Origin of the sequence: Parapedobacter sp. GCM10030251 (genome assembly GCF_042666505.1) — a bacterium.
GTDB lineage: Bacteria > Bacteroidota > Bacteroidia > Sphingobacteriales > Sphingobacteriaceae > Parapedobacter.
On the sequence record NZ_JBHTDN010000003.1, the window covers coordinates 338,766 to 357,272 of the forward strand.

Genomic DNA, 18,507 nt, shown 5'->3' on the forward strand with positions numbered 1-18,507 from the left:
AGATGAAGATAACCGCAATTGAAACCCATGTCTGCCATGCACGTATGCGCAACTGGATTTTTGTGAAGATTTTAACGGACCAGCCCGGACTGTGGGGTTGGGGTGAGGCCACGTTGGAGTGGCATACCGAAAGCGTCGTCGGCGCTGTCAAAGACATCTCTCAATTACTGGTGGGGGAAGACCCACGGCGTATTGAGTATTTATGGCAGATGATGTACCGGCAGCATTTTTGGCATGGCAATGGAATTGTACGGGGCACGGCCATTAGCGGGATTGACATCGCACTTTGGGATATACTTGGGAAAATCCACGGCGTTCCCTGCCATGAACTCTGGGGTGGCCGTGTACGTGATTATATCCGTCTATACTGCCACTTGGGTGGCGGAAAGATGGAAGATTTTTACGAGACGGACCCGAGTGATGCCCGGCGGTTCGGCGAACTGGCGCAGCAGGCCGTGGAAGACGGGTTTACAGCATTCAAATCGATGGCAGTGCCAGAGACCATGCCGTTGGAAGGCCTTCAGCCCATTAAGTACGCAGAAGCATGTGTGCGGGCAATGCGGGAGGCGGTTGGCGACGAAATCGATATTATGGTCGACTGCCATGCTCGCCCCAGTCCGCGCATGGGGATGTTGTTTGCAAAGGCGCTGGAGCCGTACGGCTTGTATTTCTTCGAGGAACCCTGCTGGCCGGAAAGCATGGAAGATATCGCGTTAATTCAGCGCGCCGTCCAGACACCGATCGCCTCGGGCGAACGTTTGGTTGGGGTGTGGGCATTCCGGGAACTACTCGAAAAACGGGCGGTGAGTGTCATCCAACCAGATATTACGCACTGCGGTGGCCTGACGGAGGCGCGGCGCATCGGCGCGTTGGCCGAAGCTTACCGCGTGGCGATGGCACCGCACAATCCACAAGGGCCGGTAAGCACCGCTGCCTCCATTGAACTGGGATTTGCAACCCCTGCCTATATAATCTGCGAAAGCGTGCATAACGATGTGCCTTGGCGACAGGATGTGGTCTCCGAAGGTTTTTCCGTGCAGCGAACGGGACGTATTGTGCTACCAAATGCCCGTCCGGGGTTGGGTATCGAAATCAATGAAGCGGAAGTAAAGAAACATCCCTTCCAGCAAGAGGTTCTTCAGCGTACCTTCTATAAAGACGGTAGTGTTGGGGATTGGTAAGTTAATGTCAATAAAATAGAAACAACATGTCGGTAGACCAACGTTTTGAAGGAAAGGCCGTTTTGATCAGCGGCGGGTTGGGCGATATTGCACAAGCCATCGCATTGGCTTTCGGGAAAGCTGGTGCGCGTATCGCCCTTTCGGATTTTGCTCCGTTGGACGAAGCGGAAAATCATTTAGCTGCGTTGCGAAAGCAGCAGGTGGAGGTACATTATACAGTCGTAGACGTGCGTGACTCTAATGCGGTCTCGAGATGGGTGGCTGACGTGGCCGGCTTATGGGGTGAAATTTCGATTGCCGTTGCCAACGCGGCAACCGTCACGATGAAACCCTTTAGGGAATTGTCTGCTGCCGAATGGTCGCGGGAGATGGAGGTGAATCTGAACGGTTCTTTTTTTCTGGCAAATGCAGCCTGCAGGCATTTTGTGGATCATCAAGTGCAAGGAAATATTATTTTCCTGGGTAGTTGGGCGGCGCATGCCGTTCATGCGGCATTGCCTGCCTATGGGGTTTCCAAGGCAGCTGTACGCATGCTTTGCCAATCGATGGCCCTGGAATATGCCCCGTATGGCGTTCGGGTTAATGAGGTGGCGCCGGGCTATGTAAACGCTGGATTAAGCCGATTGGTGTGGCAGGAGGATCCTGCCCAGGCAGAAGAAGCCCGGCTACGGGTACCCGTAAAAGCGCTGATTGAACCGGAAGAGGTGGCGCGACAGGTACTTTGGGTCTGTGACCCGGGGAATAAACATTTTACGGGTAGTACGTTGTTGATGGACGGCGGGCTTTCGCTAAAGCGGTAAGGAGGGAAGTGATGGAATCATTGAAGTACAGACAAGATGGATTTACAGGAAGGTTTGCCCTCGGTGAAGCGGATATCACGCCGCCTGTTGACATCTATGCCCGAAACTGGGGTGCGGCGGCGCATGACCGAGCGGAAGGTGTGCACCGGCCGTTGATGATGCAAGCATTGGTGATTGGGGGGCAACAAGCGGACGACCTGCTGGTGTTGCTTACGGCGGATCTGGGATGGTGGAAAAACCAGTCGGACGAACGGTACATCCGTCATGCTTTGTTGAAGGACACCGGATTACAACCTCATCAATTGCTTTTTTGTTTGTCCCACACACACGCGGGTCCAAGCATTTGCCGGGATGATGCCGATAAACCGGGTGGAGCCCATATTGCTCCCTATCTTGAAAAAATCAAGGAAATCGCGGTAACATTGATCCGAACGTGTCAGCAGCGGATGCAGCCAGCCACCCTGACCTGGGGTTACGGGACATGTGACCTCGCCACCAACCGGGATTTGCTGCAGAACGGTAGTTATTGGGTAGGGTTCAATCCCGGAAAGAAGGCAGACCCGACGGTATTGGTCGGCTGCATACGCGATGACAGCGGAAAGGTGCTGGGAACCGTGGTAAACTACGCTTGTCACCCCACCACACTAGCACACAACAACCGGTTGTTGTCGCCCGATTATGTCGGCGCTATGCGCGAGCTTGTATCGACGGCGACGGAAGCGCCGTGCCTGTTTTTGCAGGGTGCTTCGGGCGAACTGGCACCGCGCGAGCAATATGTAGCCGATACCAAAGTGGCCGATAGCCACGGACGGAAACTGGGATATGCCGTCCTTGCCGCGCTGGAATCTTTATTGCCGAACCATACCCGGCTCGCGCTTACCGGTTCACTTACTTCCGGAGCACCCCTGGCGATCTGGGAGTATGAACCCGAGAAAACCGAAACAGCATTGTCGGGACGCATTGTTAACATAACAGTCGATTTGAAAGCGCTGCCTCCCCTAAAAGACATCCAAGCTGAATGGGCGCACTGTCCGGACCGCGTGCTGAAGGACCGTCTTTGGCGCAAGCTGAATACGCGCCGTGCAGTAGGTGATGGACAAACCTCCACATTGGAAGTCTGGGTATGGAAATTGGGGGGAGCCTATATCGTCGCGCAGGCCAACGAGGCGTATTCAGATTTTCAGACCGCCATTCGCGCTGCTTTTCCGGGACGTGCCATCGGCGTGGTCAATATAGCAAACGGATACGTAGGGTATCTGCCACCCGCCGACGCCTATGACCGCGACCAATATGCAGTCTGGCAAACCCCTTATAAACGGGGGGCACTGGAGAAATTAATCAACGGAACCATTGAAGCGTTAACACACGAAGCATGAGCCTCTCCCCAATCGACATCGGCATCTTTGCCATCTACATCTTAGGAATTCTTGCACTGGGGCTGTATGCCGCCCGGCAGAACAACCAGACCAAGCGGGACTATTTTTTGGCAGGCGATAAATTGCCGTGGTGGATGATCGGCGGAAGCATCATTGCCGCCAACATTAGCAGCCATCATCTGGTGGGGGCCATGGGTGCTGCCTATAGCCGTGGGTTTGTGGCAGTTACCTTAGAGTGGGCGGCAATTTTGTTGGGATTTAATGCATTGCTATGGGTGTTTTTGCCGTTCTATCTTCGAAACGGGTTTTACACGATTCCCGAGTACTTGCAGAAGCGGTTTGGCAAAGCGACGCGGGTGGTGTACGATGTACTGATTCTGTTTACGTATATCTTCGTCGAAATCGGGGCGGTTTTATTTCTCGGGGCGTTATCGCTCTATGCATTGTTCGACATTCCGATTCTGTACAGTGTATTTGTGTTGGCGGTATTGACTGGAATTTACACAATTGCCGGTGGCCTACGTGCGGTAATCTGGACAGAGATGGTACAGCTGGGTGTGCTGATTTTGGGGGGAGTTGCGCTGACCGCCGCTACGATAAATGCCGCGGGCGGGGTTCAATCCGTCGTCGACTCGGCAGCGGATTGGAAGATGATCTATCCAGCAGACGACCCGGATTTCCCATGGACCATGTATCTAGGCGGAATTGTCTGTATCAGTGTTTTTTATTGCGCTACCAACCAGTTTATTGTGCAGCGTGTATTGGCTGCAAAGAATGAGTGGCATGCGCGGATGGGCGTAATCTTTGGCGATTATCTGAAGTTTTTGATTCCGCTTATCATTACGGTGCCCGCCTTGGTAGCGCCCTTGTTTCTGCCTTCCCTGGAAAAGCCAGATTTGCTATTTGCCACATTGGTCGAAAAGCTATTGCCAACCGGCCTAGTGGGATTGGTAATGGCGGGTTTGATCTCGGCGATCATGTCGCACATTTCGGGAGCCATCAATTCCTGTACGACCATTCTGACAGTGGACATTTACCTCGAATACATAAACAAAGAGGCAACGGATAGGCAAGCGGTCCGATTCGGACGGCTCTCAGGGGTGGCCATTATCGTTTTAGGGATTCTGTGCTCCGTGTTGCTGATCAGCTATTCGGACAAACCGGTGTTTCTATACTTAATGAATCTATACGGCTTGTTTACGCCAGGTATTGCCACCATGTTTCTACTGGGCATTTTCTGGAAACGTACTACATCGGCAGGTGCTCTCACGGCGGGCTTTCTTACCATTCCCTTGTCTTTGGCGCTGGAATTTACTTTTCCAGAGATGCCATTTTTTAACCGTACCGGGATTGTGTTCTGGACATGCATGGTTGCTTGCTGGGGTGTGAGCCTGCTCACCAAGCCACAGCCTACCGCGCTACTCGAAGGGTTGATTTGGAACCGAGGCAGTCTGCAGCTTCCGGCCGAAGAGCGGGCTCGGTACCGTGGGTTTCGAAAGCCGTTTTACTGGTGGCTGTTGATTACAGCGGTTGTCTTGTTTTTTTATATACGCTACGCTTAAACGAAAGATAGTATGTCGGTTAACCAATCGAATCAATCCGGCGTGCTAAAGCGCTGGTTACAGGCGATCGTGCCCGGAATTATTACGGCGGCGGTGGTTTTCGGCCCAAGTAAAATGACCATCACTTCCAAGATGGGCGCGGAATATGGTAACAGTTTGTTGTGGGTGATCGTCGTCCCGATTTTGTTCATGGCTGTGTACACGGCCATGGCAGCGCGAATCGGACGTGCGTCATCTCAATCGCTGCTTACATTAGTGCGACTTAAGTGGGGGCGCTTAGCCGCATGGATAATCGGCGGCGGCGTATTTTTGGTCACCACTTCGTTTCAAGCGGGTAATGCGGTCGGTGCAGGGATTGCCATGGCTGAGCTTACCCATACACCCGTGGCAATATGGATTGTGTTTTTCAGCGCCGCAAGTATCGCGCTGTTATTTTTTAACGCATTTTACCGGGTGCTGGAAAAAGTGATGGTCGCCATTATCGTGTTGATGTTGATGTCATTCATTGCCACCTGTGCTGTAGTGAAGCCTCAGTTTTCATTGATCCTGGAAGGCCTTAAGCCAGCCATTCCCGTGGGATCGCTGCCGCTGATCATCGCCTTTATGGCGTCGGCATTCTCATTGGTTGGTGCGCTCTATCAGTCGTACTTGGTACAGGAAAAGGCGAGGACACTAAAACTCGACAATCGTTCGGTAGAGGATAAGAGCTTGACGGGTATTTTGTTACTGGGAGTCATGAGCGCTTGTGTGATGGTCTGCGCGGCTTCGGTGCTGTACCCTCAGGATTTGCGGATCGAGAGTGCCGCTGATATGGGGCGTTCGCTGGAACCCTTGTTCGGAAACTTTGCAACCGGGCTTTTTTTGGTAGGGCTTTTAGGGGCGGCGGTTTCTTCATTAATTGGCAATGCGACGGTAGGCGGCACCTTGCTCAATGACGCGTTGGGCAAAGGGGCGAGGATGGACACGAAAGGGGTTAAGATATACATTGCCTTGGTCATGATTGCGGGAGCATCGATCGCGCTGCTGTTTGGAAAGCTGCCGTTGGAACTCATCGTCTTTGCGCAGCGGGTGACAATTTTTATCGTACCGGCCATCGGTGTGGCGATTTATGCGGTAGGCAACGACCGATCCATTATGGGCGACCTGGTCAACGGCCAGTGGAGCCGTGTAATGGGATTACTGGGGCTCCTGTTGGTGTTCCTGCTGGCAATTGTCAATTTCAGGCAGCTATTTTTCTGACTAAAGAATCATATATCATATGGAAACTGAAACGATAGAGAAGATGTATCAGCAGGCATTGGCGCCTTCTGAACGACTGATTGCGGATATGGCCAAGCTGGACGGCGATCTCATCCTGCTTGGTGTGGCCGGAAAGATGGGGCCTGATCTGGCACGTCTGGCCCGACGGGCATGGGACGCCGCCGGTCATCCCGATCGCAAGGTTATCGGCGTATCCCGGTTTTCCGATCCGCAGACCCGGGAAGCGCTTGAACGTGACGGCGTCCAGACCATCGCTGCCGACCTGCTGGACGATGCAGCGCTCGCGGCGCTGCCGGATGTTCCTAATGTCATCTACATGGCCGGGCATAAATTTGGCACAGCGGGAAACGAGTCGTTTACCTGGGCAATGAACACCTACCTTCCGGGCAGAGTGGCTGATCAGTACCGGAACGCTCGCATTGTCGTGTTTTCTTCAGGCAATATTTATCCGTTCCTACCCGCTGCTTCGGGAGGAGCCTGTGAAAAAGTAGCCCCAGAACCCATTGGAGAATATGCACAATCGTGTTTGGGACGCGAACGGATTTTTGAGTATCACGCATTGAAAAACAAGACGCCGATGGTAATTTACCGGTTGAATTATGCGAATGATGTGAGCTATGGAGTACTGGTTGAAATCGCGCGCGCTGTGCGCGAAGAGCGTCCGATCAATCTAGATATGGGGAATGTAAACGTACTGTGGCAGGCGGATGCCAACGAATACGCGCTACGTTCATTGCTACATTGCACCTATCCGCCGCGGGTCCTGAACATTACGGGGCCCGAGACTTCCTCTGTCCGTTGGTTGGCGCATGAATTCGGTGCATTGTTCGGTAAGCAGGCGATCTTTGAAGGCGAAGAACAACCGACCGCATTGTTGAATAACGCGGCAGAATCTTTCCGGTTGTTTGGGTACCCGAATGTATCCCTCAAGGAGATGATCCAACTGATTGCCGAATGGCTGAAGGCTGATAAGCCGTTATTGAATAAACCCACGCATTTTCAGGAACGCAAAGGAAAATTTTAAATATGACGACACTTAGTAAAGAAATAACAACATTATTGCAGGAAGGTACGGTCATTCCGGCACATCCGCTGGTTTTGACGGAAGTTAAGCAACTGGATGAATACCGGCAGCGCAGGCTTACACGCTACTACCTAAACAGCGGGGCTGGCGGTGTGGCGGTAGGCGTACATACCACGCAATTTGAAATACGGAAACCCGAATACGGTCTGTACGAGCGGGTGCTCGATTTGGCGGCCCAGGAGATTGCGGCGGCAGCATTGCAACGGCCTTTTATAAAAGTGGCAGGCATCTGCGGTCATACCATGCAGGCGGTAAGTGAAGCGGAAATTGCAGTGAAACATGGCTATCACCTAGGGCTGTTAAGTCTGGGGGGATTGAACGAATGGGACGAAGATCAGTTAATTGGCCACGTGCGCGAAGTGGCCGCCGTGATTCCCGTGTTTGGCTTCTATCTGCAGCCGGCAGTGGGTGGAAGGATATTGAGTTACCGCTTTTGGGAGCAGTTTGCCGCCATAGAAAACGTAAGAGCAATCAAAGTCGCCGCGTTTAACCGCTACCAGACCTTGGATGTGGTGCGCGCGGTTTGCGCGTCGGAACGAGGTGATGAAATTGCGTTGTATACTGGTAACGATGACAACATCGTAGCAGACCTGCTGACGCCTTTTTCGTTTGAAGTAAATGGGCAGCGGAAGGAACGAAAATTTGCAGGAGGACTGTTAGGGCATTGGGCGGTGTGGACTCATGCTGCGGTATCGTTGTTCAAGGATATTCAGGACTGTCGTAACGCCGGATATGCGGGATGCGAACGTCTGCTGCAGCGGGGGGTGGAAGTGACGGATATGAATGCAGCGATCTTTGATGTTGCCCACGGATTTCATGGTTGCATTGCCGGTATCCACGAAGTATTGCGGAGACAGAGATTGATGGAGGGAATCTGGTGCCTAGATCCCGATGAAACGCTCTCTCCTGGACAGTCGGAAGAAATTGATCGGGTAATTAAGGCATACCCGCATTTGATTGACGACGGATTTGTCCATGCATTTTTAAATGAGTAGCCATGAATCGGTGGTTTTCTTCGCGGTGCGTTGGGTACGTAAGCGCATGGTTGTGTAGTGTGGGTTCTGTGTTGTGCGGAATAAGCTGTACAAGTGGTGAACGGATGGAAGTATTCGAATCATTTTATACGCTTGCGGGAGATACGTTGGGGATTACCACGGTGGTGGACAGCTTGCAGGTGCCCTGGGAAATAGCCCTCGGACCGCAGGGTGATTTGTGGTATACAGAGCAACACGGTACGGTGAGCCGTGTCGATTTAACCACGGGAGAACGAAAGCGGCTGCTCCAGTTGGATGATGTGTTTGTGTTGCGGACCTCCGGTCTATTGGGTTTGGCGCTGCATCCGGATATGGATACCCATCCCTATGTGTTTTTGGCCTATACCGCAGAAGAGGGAGACAAACGCTGTTCGCGGATCATGCGGTATTCCTACGACGCAAAACAGGATACGTTGCTTGATCCGCTTGTTATTCGGGAATTCGGAGCATGGACGTCTCACTTCGGGGCACGTATCCAAATCGCTCCGGATGGAAAATTGATGGTGACCAGCGGCGACGGTGCACAGGACGGCTATGCGCAGGATACCAGCGTGGTACTTGGAAAGATACTGCGGTTTAATATCGATGGCAGTGTGCCCACGGATAATCCAATAGCCGGCAGTCCGGTTTGGTCGTGGGGGTTGCGGAATCCACAGGGGCTGGCGTTTGGGCGCAATGGCTTGTTGTATAATTCGGATCATGGCGATGCAACGGACGACGAGGTAAACTTGATACAAAAGGGGCATAATTACGGTTGGCCGGAAGTTGAGGGATATATCGATACGAAGAAAGAGTTGGGCTTCGCCCAGGACGTTCCAGTAGCCGAGCCGTTGAAGGCGTGGACCCCTACCGTTGCTCCGGCGGCTGTGGTTGCCTACGATGAATCCCAGATACCGGCGTTCAACCATTCCCTGTTGTTGGCCACGTTGAAGGGAAATGCACTTCATGTGTTGAAACTGGATGATAAAGGAACACAAGTTATAGGCGACAGCGTCTTATTTCGTCAGGTATTTGGACGTCTTCGGGCATTATGTGTCGATTCAAACGGAGATGTCTACTTTGGGACGAGCAACCGGGATTGGAACCCGAATGGTACGCCCAAACCTAATGACGATCGGATTTTACGGATCCGGAGAGTTGGGAAGAGGGAAGTGGGTAATCGTAAGGTACTGCCTGCCGCGACGCCGGAGGAAGGGAATGGCGAACAAAGAAACGCAAAGGCGTTATATACCAACTATTGTGCGGCGTGCCACAAAGCCGACGGAAAGGGTGTTGCGGATGTTTTTCCGGACTTAACCGAGTCGCCTTTGGTGCTCGGGAAATCGCCGGATCCGTTGATACGTTTGGTGTTGTCCGGTCGCAGGGAAATGCCTGCTTTCCATTTCTTAAAGGATCAGGAACTTGCTGAAATTTTGAACTATACCAGGCAGCAATTAGCCAAAGCGGAGGATGCTATCGATGCCGCAGAAGTTCATCGCATAAGAGAAAAGCTGTAACCCAATATTAATCAATCTAAGGTACCCTTACTTATTCACTCCGCAGGCTTCTCGTCGGGTTCGTTAATGCGGCCTTAACGGCCTGGGAACTTACTGTAAGCAATGCGATAAACAACGCACTCCCGCCAGCCAGGATAAATACCCACCAGTGTAGGTCGGTGTGGTATTGATAATCGCCAAGCCAGTCGTTCATGATCCACCATGCAATGGGAAATGCGACAGCACAGGAGAGCAGTACGAGTACGACGAACTCGCGGTTGAGCAATCCAATCAGTGACGCAATGGACGCTCCCAATACCTTACGGATTCCCATTTCCTTTGTGCGCCGTTCGGCGGTGAAAGCAGCGAGGCCGAATAAGCCAAGACAGGAAATAATAATGGATAGTATCGCAAATACACCCGCCAGCTTCTGGATAAGCATTTCCGACTTGAATTTTTCACTAAAAACATTGTCCAGAAACTCGTATTCAAATGGATATCCCGGATTGGTTTCCTTAAGGATACTACCTATCTGAGAAACCGTTTTGGAAAGATTGACTCCTGCTTTGGTCTTGACATTAAGCATTCCCCACTTCGTGGCAAACGGGCAGAAAAGGACAGGTTCGGCAGGTGTATATACGTTGTTGTACACGAAATCCTTCACGACGCCGACAATCGTGTGGGTGTCTTCACCCCAACGCACCGTTTGTCCGGCAACCTGGCCATCGGGCTGAATAAGCTTGGCAAATGCTTCATTGATGACTATGCTACTGCTGTCGCCTACCATATGTGGCCGGAAGTTGCGTCCATCGATCAATTGCATTCCCATGGCGGGAATGAAGTCGGCGTCGGTATGGAGAACGCCAATCAATATTTGTTTGTTTGGATCTTTTCTTTCCCAATCGATGCCCCAGGTATTCGAACCAATATTCAACACGCTCATGTTGCTGAGCCCCGCGGTTTCGATGTTACCGGTAGCGATCAGCTTTTCCTTGATGACGTCGATGTGTTCCAGCATCTTACCCCGCAACGGTGTGGTCATTACCTGGTTATGTTCGAAGCCCATATCGCGACCTTTTACATACTGGATTTGTTGGAAAATAATAACTGTACAGACAGTAAGCGTAACGGAAGCGGCGTATTGAATAATAACCAGCCCCCTGCGAATAAACCCTGCCACGCCAGCCTTTTGCCGGGCTCCCTTCAAGGTAGTGATTGGGTTAAAGGATGAAAGGTAGAATGCCGGATAACTACCGGAAACGAGTCCACATACCACCACGACGGACACCAGGAAAGCGAGGTGTATGGGCTCGAACAATCCAACGGTCAGCTCTTTTTCGACCAGACCATTGAAAGGTCCGATGAATACGAAAATAAGTCCGATCGCAAGCAACGCCGATAGCGTGGCGAGAATCAGCGATTCGCCGAGAAATTGGCTAATCAGGGAAGTTTTCGTCGCGCCCACCACCTTGCGCATGCCCACCTCCTTGGCACGTTTTTCGGAGCGTGCCGTAGCGAGGTTCATGAAGTTGATGCAGGCAATGAGGAGTACTACCCAAGCAATCATGCTGAACAGCCGCACGAATTTGATGCGGCCTTCCTGTTCGTTCCCATCCCGGTCGAAGCTATTGTATAGCCGCCACCGTTCCATCGGATACAGGAAGTTTTTATAAAAGAGACCGTTCCCCTCTTTACGCTCCGCGAAATCATACAGCTGTTTGTTGACGTTTGCCAGATCGGCCGAGGATTCCAATTGCACATAGGTTAGAAAGCTATTGTTGCCCCAATTCTCAATCCGGCCTTCGCTCTGGCTTTCAAGTTTTTTAAATGGAATTATCCAATCAAACTGCACGCTGCTATTCTTAGGCAGATCCGCCACTACGCCGGCTACGGTATAGCCTTCTTCGTTGTTTATCCGTACCTGTTTGCCCATGGCCTTTTCGTTGCCGAAAAGCCGTTCAGCAGCGTTTTGGGTAAGCACGATGTCATTAAGATTGTTCATCGCAGAACCCCGGCTGCCCTCGATGAATTCCAGCGAGAAAATATCGAGAAAGTCGGGGTCGGCATAGAATCCGGTCTGGTAGAGGTTCTTTTCGCCCACATTAAACAGTAAGGGCATTGGCCAGTTTACCCGTGCGGCATACTTGATGCCAGGCAGCTCAGCTTTAATTGCGGGAGCCAAGGGCCCGGGATTGGCTTCAAACACATAGGTGCCGCCATCGTGGGTCTGCCGCGACTTGGACATATAAATGTGTTCCTTGTTTGGAAAATGATTATCATAGCTTACCTCTTCTTCCACCCATAAGAAAATAAGCGACGCACACGTGATGCCGATCGCCAGCCCGAAAATGTTGAGGAAGCTGTACCCCCGCGTTTTCCAGAGATTGCGGAAGGTGGTTTTGAGGTAATTTTTTATCATAGTTATCAGGCTTCAGCAGTCAGTTATCAGCTTCCTGCGTAGTTTGTTCACTCCGTCCTTATTGCCTTAATGGGATTCTCCCTTGCCGCACGCAGGGATTTGCCGCATACCGTAACGGCGGCAATGGCAAACGCGGTGAAACCCGCCACAGCAAACACCCACCACTCGATTCCAGTTCGGTATACGTAATTGGTCAGCCATTTGTCCATCATCCACCATCCTACCGGAAAGGCAATCAGAAGCGATACGCCTACCAATCGGAGAAAATCTTTTGATATCAGCAAAATGATGTTTGAAATGCTGGCACCTAGTGTTTTTCGGATGCCGATTTCTTTTACCTTCGTTTCGGCCGTAAAAGTGACGAGGCCGAAAAGACCAAGGCAGGATATTACAATCGCGATACCTGCAAAGACGTTGAATAATTTACCGGCTTGAATATCGCTTTTATACAAGTTGTCAAATGATTCGTCCATGAACCGGTAATCAAATTCAAACTCACTGTTGTACTGTTTCCAAAGTTTTTCAACGGCGGTTATCGCCTGTGCCGCATTGATTCCCGTAGTTTTTACGTACATACCGGTAAGGGGTACACTTTTTTCTGAAAAAAGCACGCACGGGCCGATCGCTTTTTTTAAATCGTTGAAATGGAAGTCCTTTGCAACACCAATGACGGTCCTGGGGCTGTTGCGGAACGTGATGGCCATTCCCACGGGATCTTTGAGTCCCATTTGTTTAACGGCGGTTTCATTAAGTACGATGTAACCGGTGTCCGCTGGCATGCCCGAGTAGCCCTTGCCTGCTACCAACGGAATATCCAAGACCTCCAGAAATTTATGGTCAACGGCCATTTGGTTGACCATAAAATTGGCCATACTAGCAGGTTTGCCCTCCCATTCAATGTCTCCAGTGCCGCTTCCTATGTTGCTGATATCGCTGCTGGCGGCCGTAACGCCCTTGATGCCGGGCTGGCTTTCCAGCTCAGTTCGTATCGCGTCAAATCGGCCCATGAAATTGCGCTGATTAAAAAGAAAGACATTTTCTTTGTCATAACCCAATTCCTTTTTGCGGATGTATTCCAGCTGTCGACTGATGATGATGGTTGCTATGATAAGTACCACGGAGCAGCTGAATTGCACCACCACAAGCGCCTTACGGAATCCATTGTTTTTACCGATTCCGGGTAAAATACCTTTCAGTGCCTGGGCGGGCTTGAAGGTTGATAGCAGGAGGGCTGGGTAGACACCTGCCAGCAGCACCACAGCCAAAAGGGTGCTTCCGAAAAGCAGCCATACCCGGGTGTCCAACAAGCTGAAACTCATTTCTTTGCCCGATAGGCCGTTATAAAGTGGCATTGCCGCATAGGTAAGCCCAATAGCCAACATCAGCGCAATGACAAACACGACCACAGATTCGGAAATGAACTGCCAAAAGAGGTGCCAACGATCGGCTCCTACCACCTTTCTGACACTGACCTCCTTGCTGCGACGTGTGGAGCGTGCCGTAACGAGGTTGACATAGTTGATACAGGCAATAAGTAAGATAATTCCGGCTACGAGAATGAATATCCGTACCTGTTGCATCCCCCGCTCTTCACCTTTGCCGTTGTACAGGTGCAGGTTTTTGAGGGGTTGGAGATAATATACCAGGGTCTTGAAGATGTCGGCCCCATCATTTTTCCGATGAAGGTCTGCAAGTTGTTGTGCAACAGCTTTCGGATCGCTGCCCTCCTGAAGCAGAAAGAAGGTCCGGTAATGAAAGCTGCCCCATTCGGCATTCATGTCATTACCCTCTTGATTTTCTTCAAGCAAATCAAGCGGTAGCAAGAAGTCGGCGTCGACGGATGAATTAAGGGGGAAGTCCTCGATGATCCCGGTGACACGGAAGCTTCGTTTAGCATCCGACGCTGAAAGGCCGGTGTTTAGCGAAACCACCTTGCCCATGGCAGGCACATCGCCAAAATATCGGCGTGCTAACGACCGGGTAAGGATGATGGAATTGTTGTCCGGAAAGGGGTTTTGCCGGCTTCCTTCCAGTAACGGAAAATCAAAGATTTGAAAGAAGGAGGTGTCGACCATGTGCCCCTCTTCGTCGAATTTTTGATGATCATTGGCTTTGGTGATGATGGCTTCGCTGTTGGCGAATCGACAGGCAGCTTCAATCGCGGACAATTCGGCTTTTCCAAACAGCGCCAACGGTGGCGGACCCACAGGCCAGACATTATCGGATGAGGCGTCGAACGTTGTGGATAGCTGATAAATCCGGTCCGCCTTGCTGTGCATGCGATCGAAGCTCAGCTCATCCCATACCCATAGCAAAATAAGGATAGCTGCAGAAAGGCTAACCGCCAACCCCGCAATGTTGATGGCGGAATACGACCTGTTTTTTGCCAGGGTGCGGAAAGCGGTTTTGAAATAATTCTTAATCATTCTTTCGTAGTTAATACGACATGCTTAGTCATTAAACCGGCCTCAGGCAGGTCTACTCCGTCCTGATTGCCTTAATCGGATTCTCCTGTGCCGCCCGCAGCGATTTACCACATACGGTAATGGCTGCGATGGCAAATGCGGCAAAACCGGCTGCTGCAAACACCCACCACTCGATGACTGTGCGGTAGACATAGCTGTCCAACCAGCGGTTCATCATCCACCATCCAAGCGGAAATGCTACCAAAAAAGAGATCGTGACCAGCTTCAGGAAATCCTTTGATATCAGGAAAATGATATGGCTTACGCTGGCCCCCAGTGTCTTCCGGATGCCGATTTCTTTCACCTTGGTCTCTGCGGTAAAGGTTACCAGTCCAAATAAACCGAGGCAGCAAAGCAAGATCGCCACACCCGCGAACAGGTTGAACAGTTTTCCGGCGCGGATATCGCTTTTGTACAATGCATCGAACGACTCGTCCAAGAACTGGTAATCGAATTCGTAGTCGGCATTGTGTTGTTTCCATAGTTTCTCGACGGCTGCGAGTGCCTGTTTGGCCTGAGCCCCCGTTGTTTTTACATAGAAGGTGTTCCAACCCCAATCGGGATCCATAAACAGAATGCAGGGCTCGATCGCCGTTTTCATATCCTTGAAATGGAAATCCTTGAGTACGCCCGCGATAATCCCTGGTTCATCATGGAAGGTGATGGCCTTGCCGACGGGATCTTCTAAACCAATGACCTTAATAGCGGTTTCATTCAGCAGGTAATGGTTACTGTCCGCAGGTGTACCGGTAAAACCCTGTCCGGCCACGAGTTCCATTCCCAGCACTTCCGGGAATGTCCGGTCTGCCGACAGCTGATTAATCATGAAGGAACTCATATTTGCCGGTTTTCCTTCCCATTCCAGGCTGCCTGTCGAGCTTTGGACGTTCAGTATGCGCTGCGTGGACGCCGTTACTCCCAATATGCCGGGCTGCTGTTCCAACTGCTGCCGGATACCTTCGTAGTTTTTCCGGAAATTATGGGCTTCAAACGTAAAGATATTTTCTTTGGAATATCCCAGATTCATGTTTCGGATGTATGCCAACTGCCTGCTGATAATCAGGGTCGCTACGATGAGGACGACGGAACAGGTGAATTGGACGACGACCAGTGCTTTTCGGAATCCGCTGTTCTTCCCCAGTCCGGGTATGATGCCTTTCAGTGCCAGCGCCGGATTGAACGAAGACAGCATCAGCGCCGGGTATACCCCAGCCAATGCCAGTACCGCCAATAAGGACACACCGAATATTGCCCATACGTTGCGATCCGATAAGCTGAAGACCATTTCCTTTCCCGACAGGTTGTTATACATCGGCATCAATGCATACAGCAAGCCGATGGCGACCAGCATGGAAATAACGAATACGACGAGGGATTCAGCGATAAACTGCCAGAAGAGATGCCCTTTGTTGGCGCCCACTACCTTGCGTACACTCACTTCTTTGCTTCTTCGGGTGGCCCGTGCCGTCACCAGGTTGACGTAGTTAATACAGGCAATCAGGAGAATCACGACAGCTACCAACGCGAAGATTTTGACCTGTTTCATGCCCTGTTCATCGCCATCTGCCGTGTACAGGTGGTACTTGGTCAGCGGCTGCATCAGGTAATTGAGGTCTTTCCAAAAATCCGCGGGCTGATTTTTCCGGTGGATATCGGCCAGCTGTTTACCCACCGCGACTGGGTCGGTACCGGCCTTGAGCAAAAAATACGTTTGGTAATTGAGGTTTCCCCAGTCGGCATTCAGGGGGTTCTGCGCCCTGTTTTCTGCCAGTACTTCAAAAGGCATTATCAACGGAAACTGTAAGCTGGAATTTTTGGGCAAGTCTTCCATAACACCGGTCACCTTATAAGCATGCCCCTCTCGTACCTGCAAGATTTTGCCCATCGCAGGTTCGTTGCCGAAATATTTTTCGGCAGTGGTTTTGCTTAATACAATCGACCGGTTATCGGGAAATGGCTGTGCGGGATTCCCCTCCAGTAGCTTAAAATCAAAGATGTTAAAGAAGTTTTGATCTACGTAAACACTCGGTTCATTGAACTTCTTGTCCTGATATTCCAGTAAGATGCTGTTGTTGAACGTGGATGTACGGCAGGCATCTTCGATAGCAGGGATTTCTGTTTTTCCGAAAATGGCTAACGGTGCGCTTGTGACCGGCCATATCTGATCTTTTCCTTTCCCGATAGCCGCCGCTGCTACGTAAATGCGGTCGGCCTTGCTGTGCATGCGATCATAGCTCAATTCGTCGGTAACCCAGAGTAACAACAACACGGAAGCCGTCAGGCTTATGGCCAAGCCTGTTATATTAATAGCAGTATACGATTTGCTCTTGATGAGTGTCCGGAAAGCGGTTTTTACGTAGTTTTTTAACATGGCTATGAAATTCCAGCTTAATTACTGATATTCAATTCCTGTACTCGGTCGTACGTCTCGTAACTTGAAGTCACCACTTTGTCGCCCGGTTCCAGTCCGCTTACGACCTCATAATAATCGGGATTCTGGCGGCCGAGCTGTACATCGACCCGGTATGCGGTCTTTCCATCTTCGGTAAGTTTGAAAACCCAGTTGCCGCCGGTTTGCTGATAGAAACCGCCTTTGGCTAACAGAACCGCCTTGGTTTCATCGCTGAGGGCAAGGCGAATTTGCAAGGTCTGCCCCCGGCGGATGCCGTCGGGTACCTCGTTTACAAATTCCATATCCACTTGGAAGCGTCCGTTTGTGACTTGCGTGTAGACTTTTTTGATGACGAGCTTGTAGCTTTTTCCGGCAAACGTAAATTCGCCTTCCAGATCGGGGTAAATGCGGGAAATGTAGTGCTCGTCGATATCGGCGCGTACTTTGAACCCAGTTAGCACATCGATTTGCCCCAGGCGCTCGCCGGCCGGTTTGTTCTGTCCGATTTCCGCATCAAACGAGGTAAGCTGGCCATCGACCGGAGCGCGGAGGATAAGGTCGTCTACTTTTTTACGCATCAAGCCTAATGCACTCTGCGTGCGCTCATAAGTCTGGCGGTCTTGCTTGGCTTGTTGGGCAATGGAAAGCGAATCCTGCGTGAGGATTTGCTTGGTCAGTTGCATCCGTTCTTTTTGATAGTTATAATCATTCAGCGACTGCTGGTATTCCTGTGAGCCAATCGCTTTCTGTTTATACAACGTTTCATTGAGGTTATATACCCGCTCGGCTTCTTTCAATGCATTTTCGACATCTGCCATCTGGTTTCGGTTATTGATCGACACCTGTTGAGCATTGATTTGGGCAATCTGCGATTGTGTCAGCAGGTTCAGTACCTGTGTTTCCTGATTGACAAGACTCAATTCAAGGTCCGTGTTCGAGAGCCGCATAATCGGATCGCCCTTTTTGAGGTGTGCTCCGTCTTCCACATATTTCTCTTCCACACGCCCGCCGACGGAAGCATCCAGAAAAATACTGGTGATGGGCAGAACGGTGCCATTTACAGGAATAAACTCGCGAAAGGAATCTTCTTTGACTTCGGATATGGTAATGCGTTCGGCGTCGACATTGAGCTTTGAGTTGCCGGAAGTAAAATAGTAACTGGCAAATATCAAGGCTAGGATGCCTACTCCGCCCACAACCAAGGTAATACGTTTACTATTCCATTTTTTTTTGGGTAATGCTCTGTCCATGTTTTTATTGCTATCGGTTACGGCGTTTGGCCCATGCCTTTTCGGCCAACGACGTTACTGCTCTTCAAACTTATAGATAACCTCGTGCCAAAAGTATAACTGATTTGAAAACAGTCTATTGAAATTGATAAAAAAAGAAAACTGTTCGGAATCGGACACCTGATGTGCGGTAGCGGACAATGAAGGAAAATTGCTTATGTCATTTTCAT

Annotated in this window: 12 protein-coding genes; 8 read left to right on the plus strand and 4 right to left on the minus strand. The window is 50.9% G+C overall.

The genetic code is table 11. From position 1 onward, the window contains the following. Nucleotides 1–2 precede the first annotated feature (2 nt). The 8 genes from dgoD (at nucleotide 3) to ACFQRK_RS10760 (ending at nucleotide 9,793) form a co-directional block, all read left to right on the plus strand. Nucleotides 3–1,181 carry a galactonate dehydratase gene (dgoD, locus tag ACFQRK_RS10725; protein WP_379006411.1) on the plus strand — a complete coding sequence of 393 codons (1,179 nt, stop codon included), beginning with the start codon at nucleotides 3–5 and terminating at the stop codon, nucleotides 1,179–1,181. Between the two features lie 26 nt (nucleotides 1,182–1,207). Then, entirely contained in the window at nucleotides 1,208–1,981 is a 774-nt protein-coding gene (locus ACFQRK_RS10730) for an SDR family NAD(P)-dependent oxidoreductase (protein ID WP_379006414.1), read from the plus strand. Between the two features lie 11 nt (nucleotides 1,982–1,992). Beyond that, on the plus strand, nucleotides 1,993–3,357 hold the full coding sequence (locus tag ACFQRK_RS10735) for a hypothetical protein (protein ID WP_379006416.1): 1,365 nt from the start codon (nucleotides 1,993–1,995) through the stop codon (nucleotides 3,355–3,357). Beyond that, nucleotides 3,354–4,919, plus strand: coding sequence for an SLC5 family protein (locus ACFQRK_RS10740; RefSeq protein ID WP_379006418.1), 1,566 nt, complete (start codon nucleotides 3,354–3,356; stop codon nucleotides 4,917–4,919). The genes ACFQRK_RS10735 and ACFQRK_RS10740 overlap by 4 nt, the downstream gene beginning before the upstream one ends. Nucleotides 4,920–4,931: 12 nt before the next feature. Then, nucleotides 4,932–6,158, plus strand: a complete 1,227-nt coding sequence (locus ACFQRK_RS10745; protein ID WP_379006421.1) for an NRAMP family divalent metal transporter — start codon at nucleotides 4,932–4,934, stop codon at nucleotides 6,156–6,158. A gap of 19 nt (nucleotides 6,159–6,177) precedes the next feature. Continuing rightward, nucleotides 6,178–7,203 (plus strand): epimerase, encoded by a 1,026-nt coding sequence (locus tag ACFQRK_RS10750; RefSeq protein WP_379006423.1) that lies wholly within the window; start codon nucleotides 6,178–6,180, stop codon nucleotides 7,201–7,203. Between the two features lie 2 nt (nucleotides 7,204–7,205). Next, nucleotides 7,206–8,258, plus strand: coding sequence for a dihydrodipicolinate synthase family protein (locus tag ACFQRK_RS10755; protein ID WP_379006424.1), 1,053 nt, complete (start codon nucleotides 7,206–7,208; stop codon nucleotides 8,256–8,258). A 104-nt stretch (nucleotides 8,259–8,362) separates the two neighbouring features. After that, the gene (locus tag ACFQRK_RS10760) at nucleotides 8,363–9,793 is read left to right on the plus strand and encodes a PQQ-dependent sugar dehydrogenase (protein ID WP_379006426.1); all 1,431 of its coding nucleotides are present in this window, start codon (nucleotides 8,363–8,365) and stop codon (nucleotides 9,791–9,793) included. Between the two features lie 31 nt (nucleotides 9,794–9,824). On the opposite strand, the gene ACFQRK_RS10765 is transcribed toward ACFQRK_RS10760, so the two are convergent. Genes ACFQRK_RS10765 through ACFQRK_RS10780 form a run of 4 tightly spaced genes read right to left on the minus strand, consistent with a single transcriptional unit; the run spans nucleotide 9,825 to nucleotide 18,298 of the window. Further along, nucleotides 9,825–12,191, minus strand: a complete 2,367-nt coding sequence (locus ACFQRK_RS10765) for an ABC transporter permease (protein WP_379006429.1) — start codon at nucleotides 12,189–12,191, stop codon at nucleotides 9,825–9,827. Between the two features lie 47 nt (nucleotides 12,192–12,238). After that, nucleotides 12,239–14,617, minus strand: a complete 2,379-nt coding sequence (locus ACFQRK_RS10770) for an ABC transporter permease (RefSeq protein WP_379006432.1) — start codon at nucleotides 14,615–14,617, stop codon at nucleotides 12,239–12,241. A gap of 52 nt (nucleotides 14,618–14,669) precedes the next feature. Continuing rightward, the gene (locus ACFQRK_RS10775) at nucleotides 14,670–17,027 is read right to left on the minus strand and encodes an ABC transporter permease (RefSeq protein ID WP_379006434.1); all 2,358 of its coding nucleotides are present in this window, start codon (nucleotides 17,025–17,027) and stop codon (nucleotides 14,670–14,672) included. Between the two features lie 17 nt (nucleotides 17,028–17,044). After that, nucleotides 17,045–18,298, minus strand: a complete 1,254-nt coding sequence (locus tag ACFQRK_RS10780; protein ID WP_379006436.1) for an efflux RND transporter periplasmic adaptor subunit — start codon at nucleotides 18,296–18,298, stop codon at nucleotides 17,045–17,047. Nucleotides 18,299–18,507 lie beyond the last annotated feature (209 nt).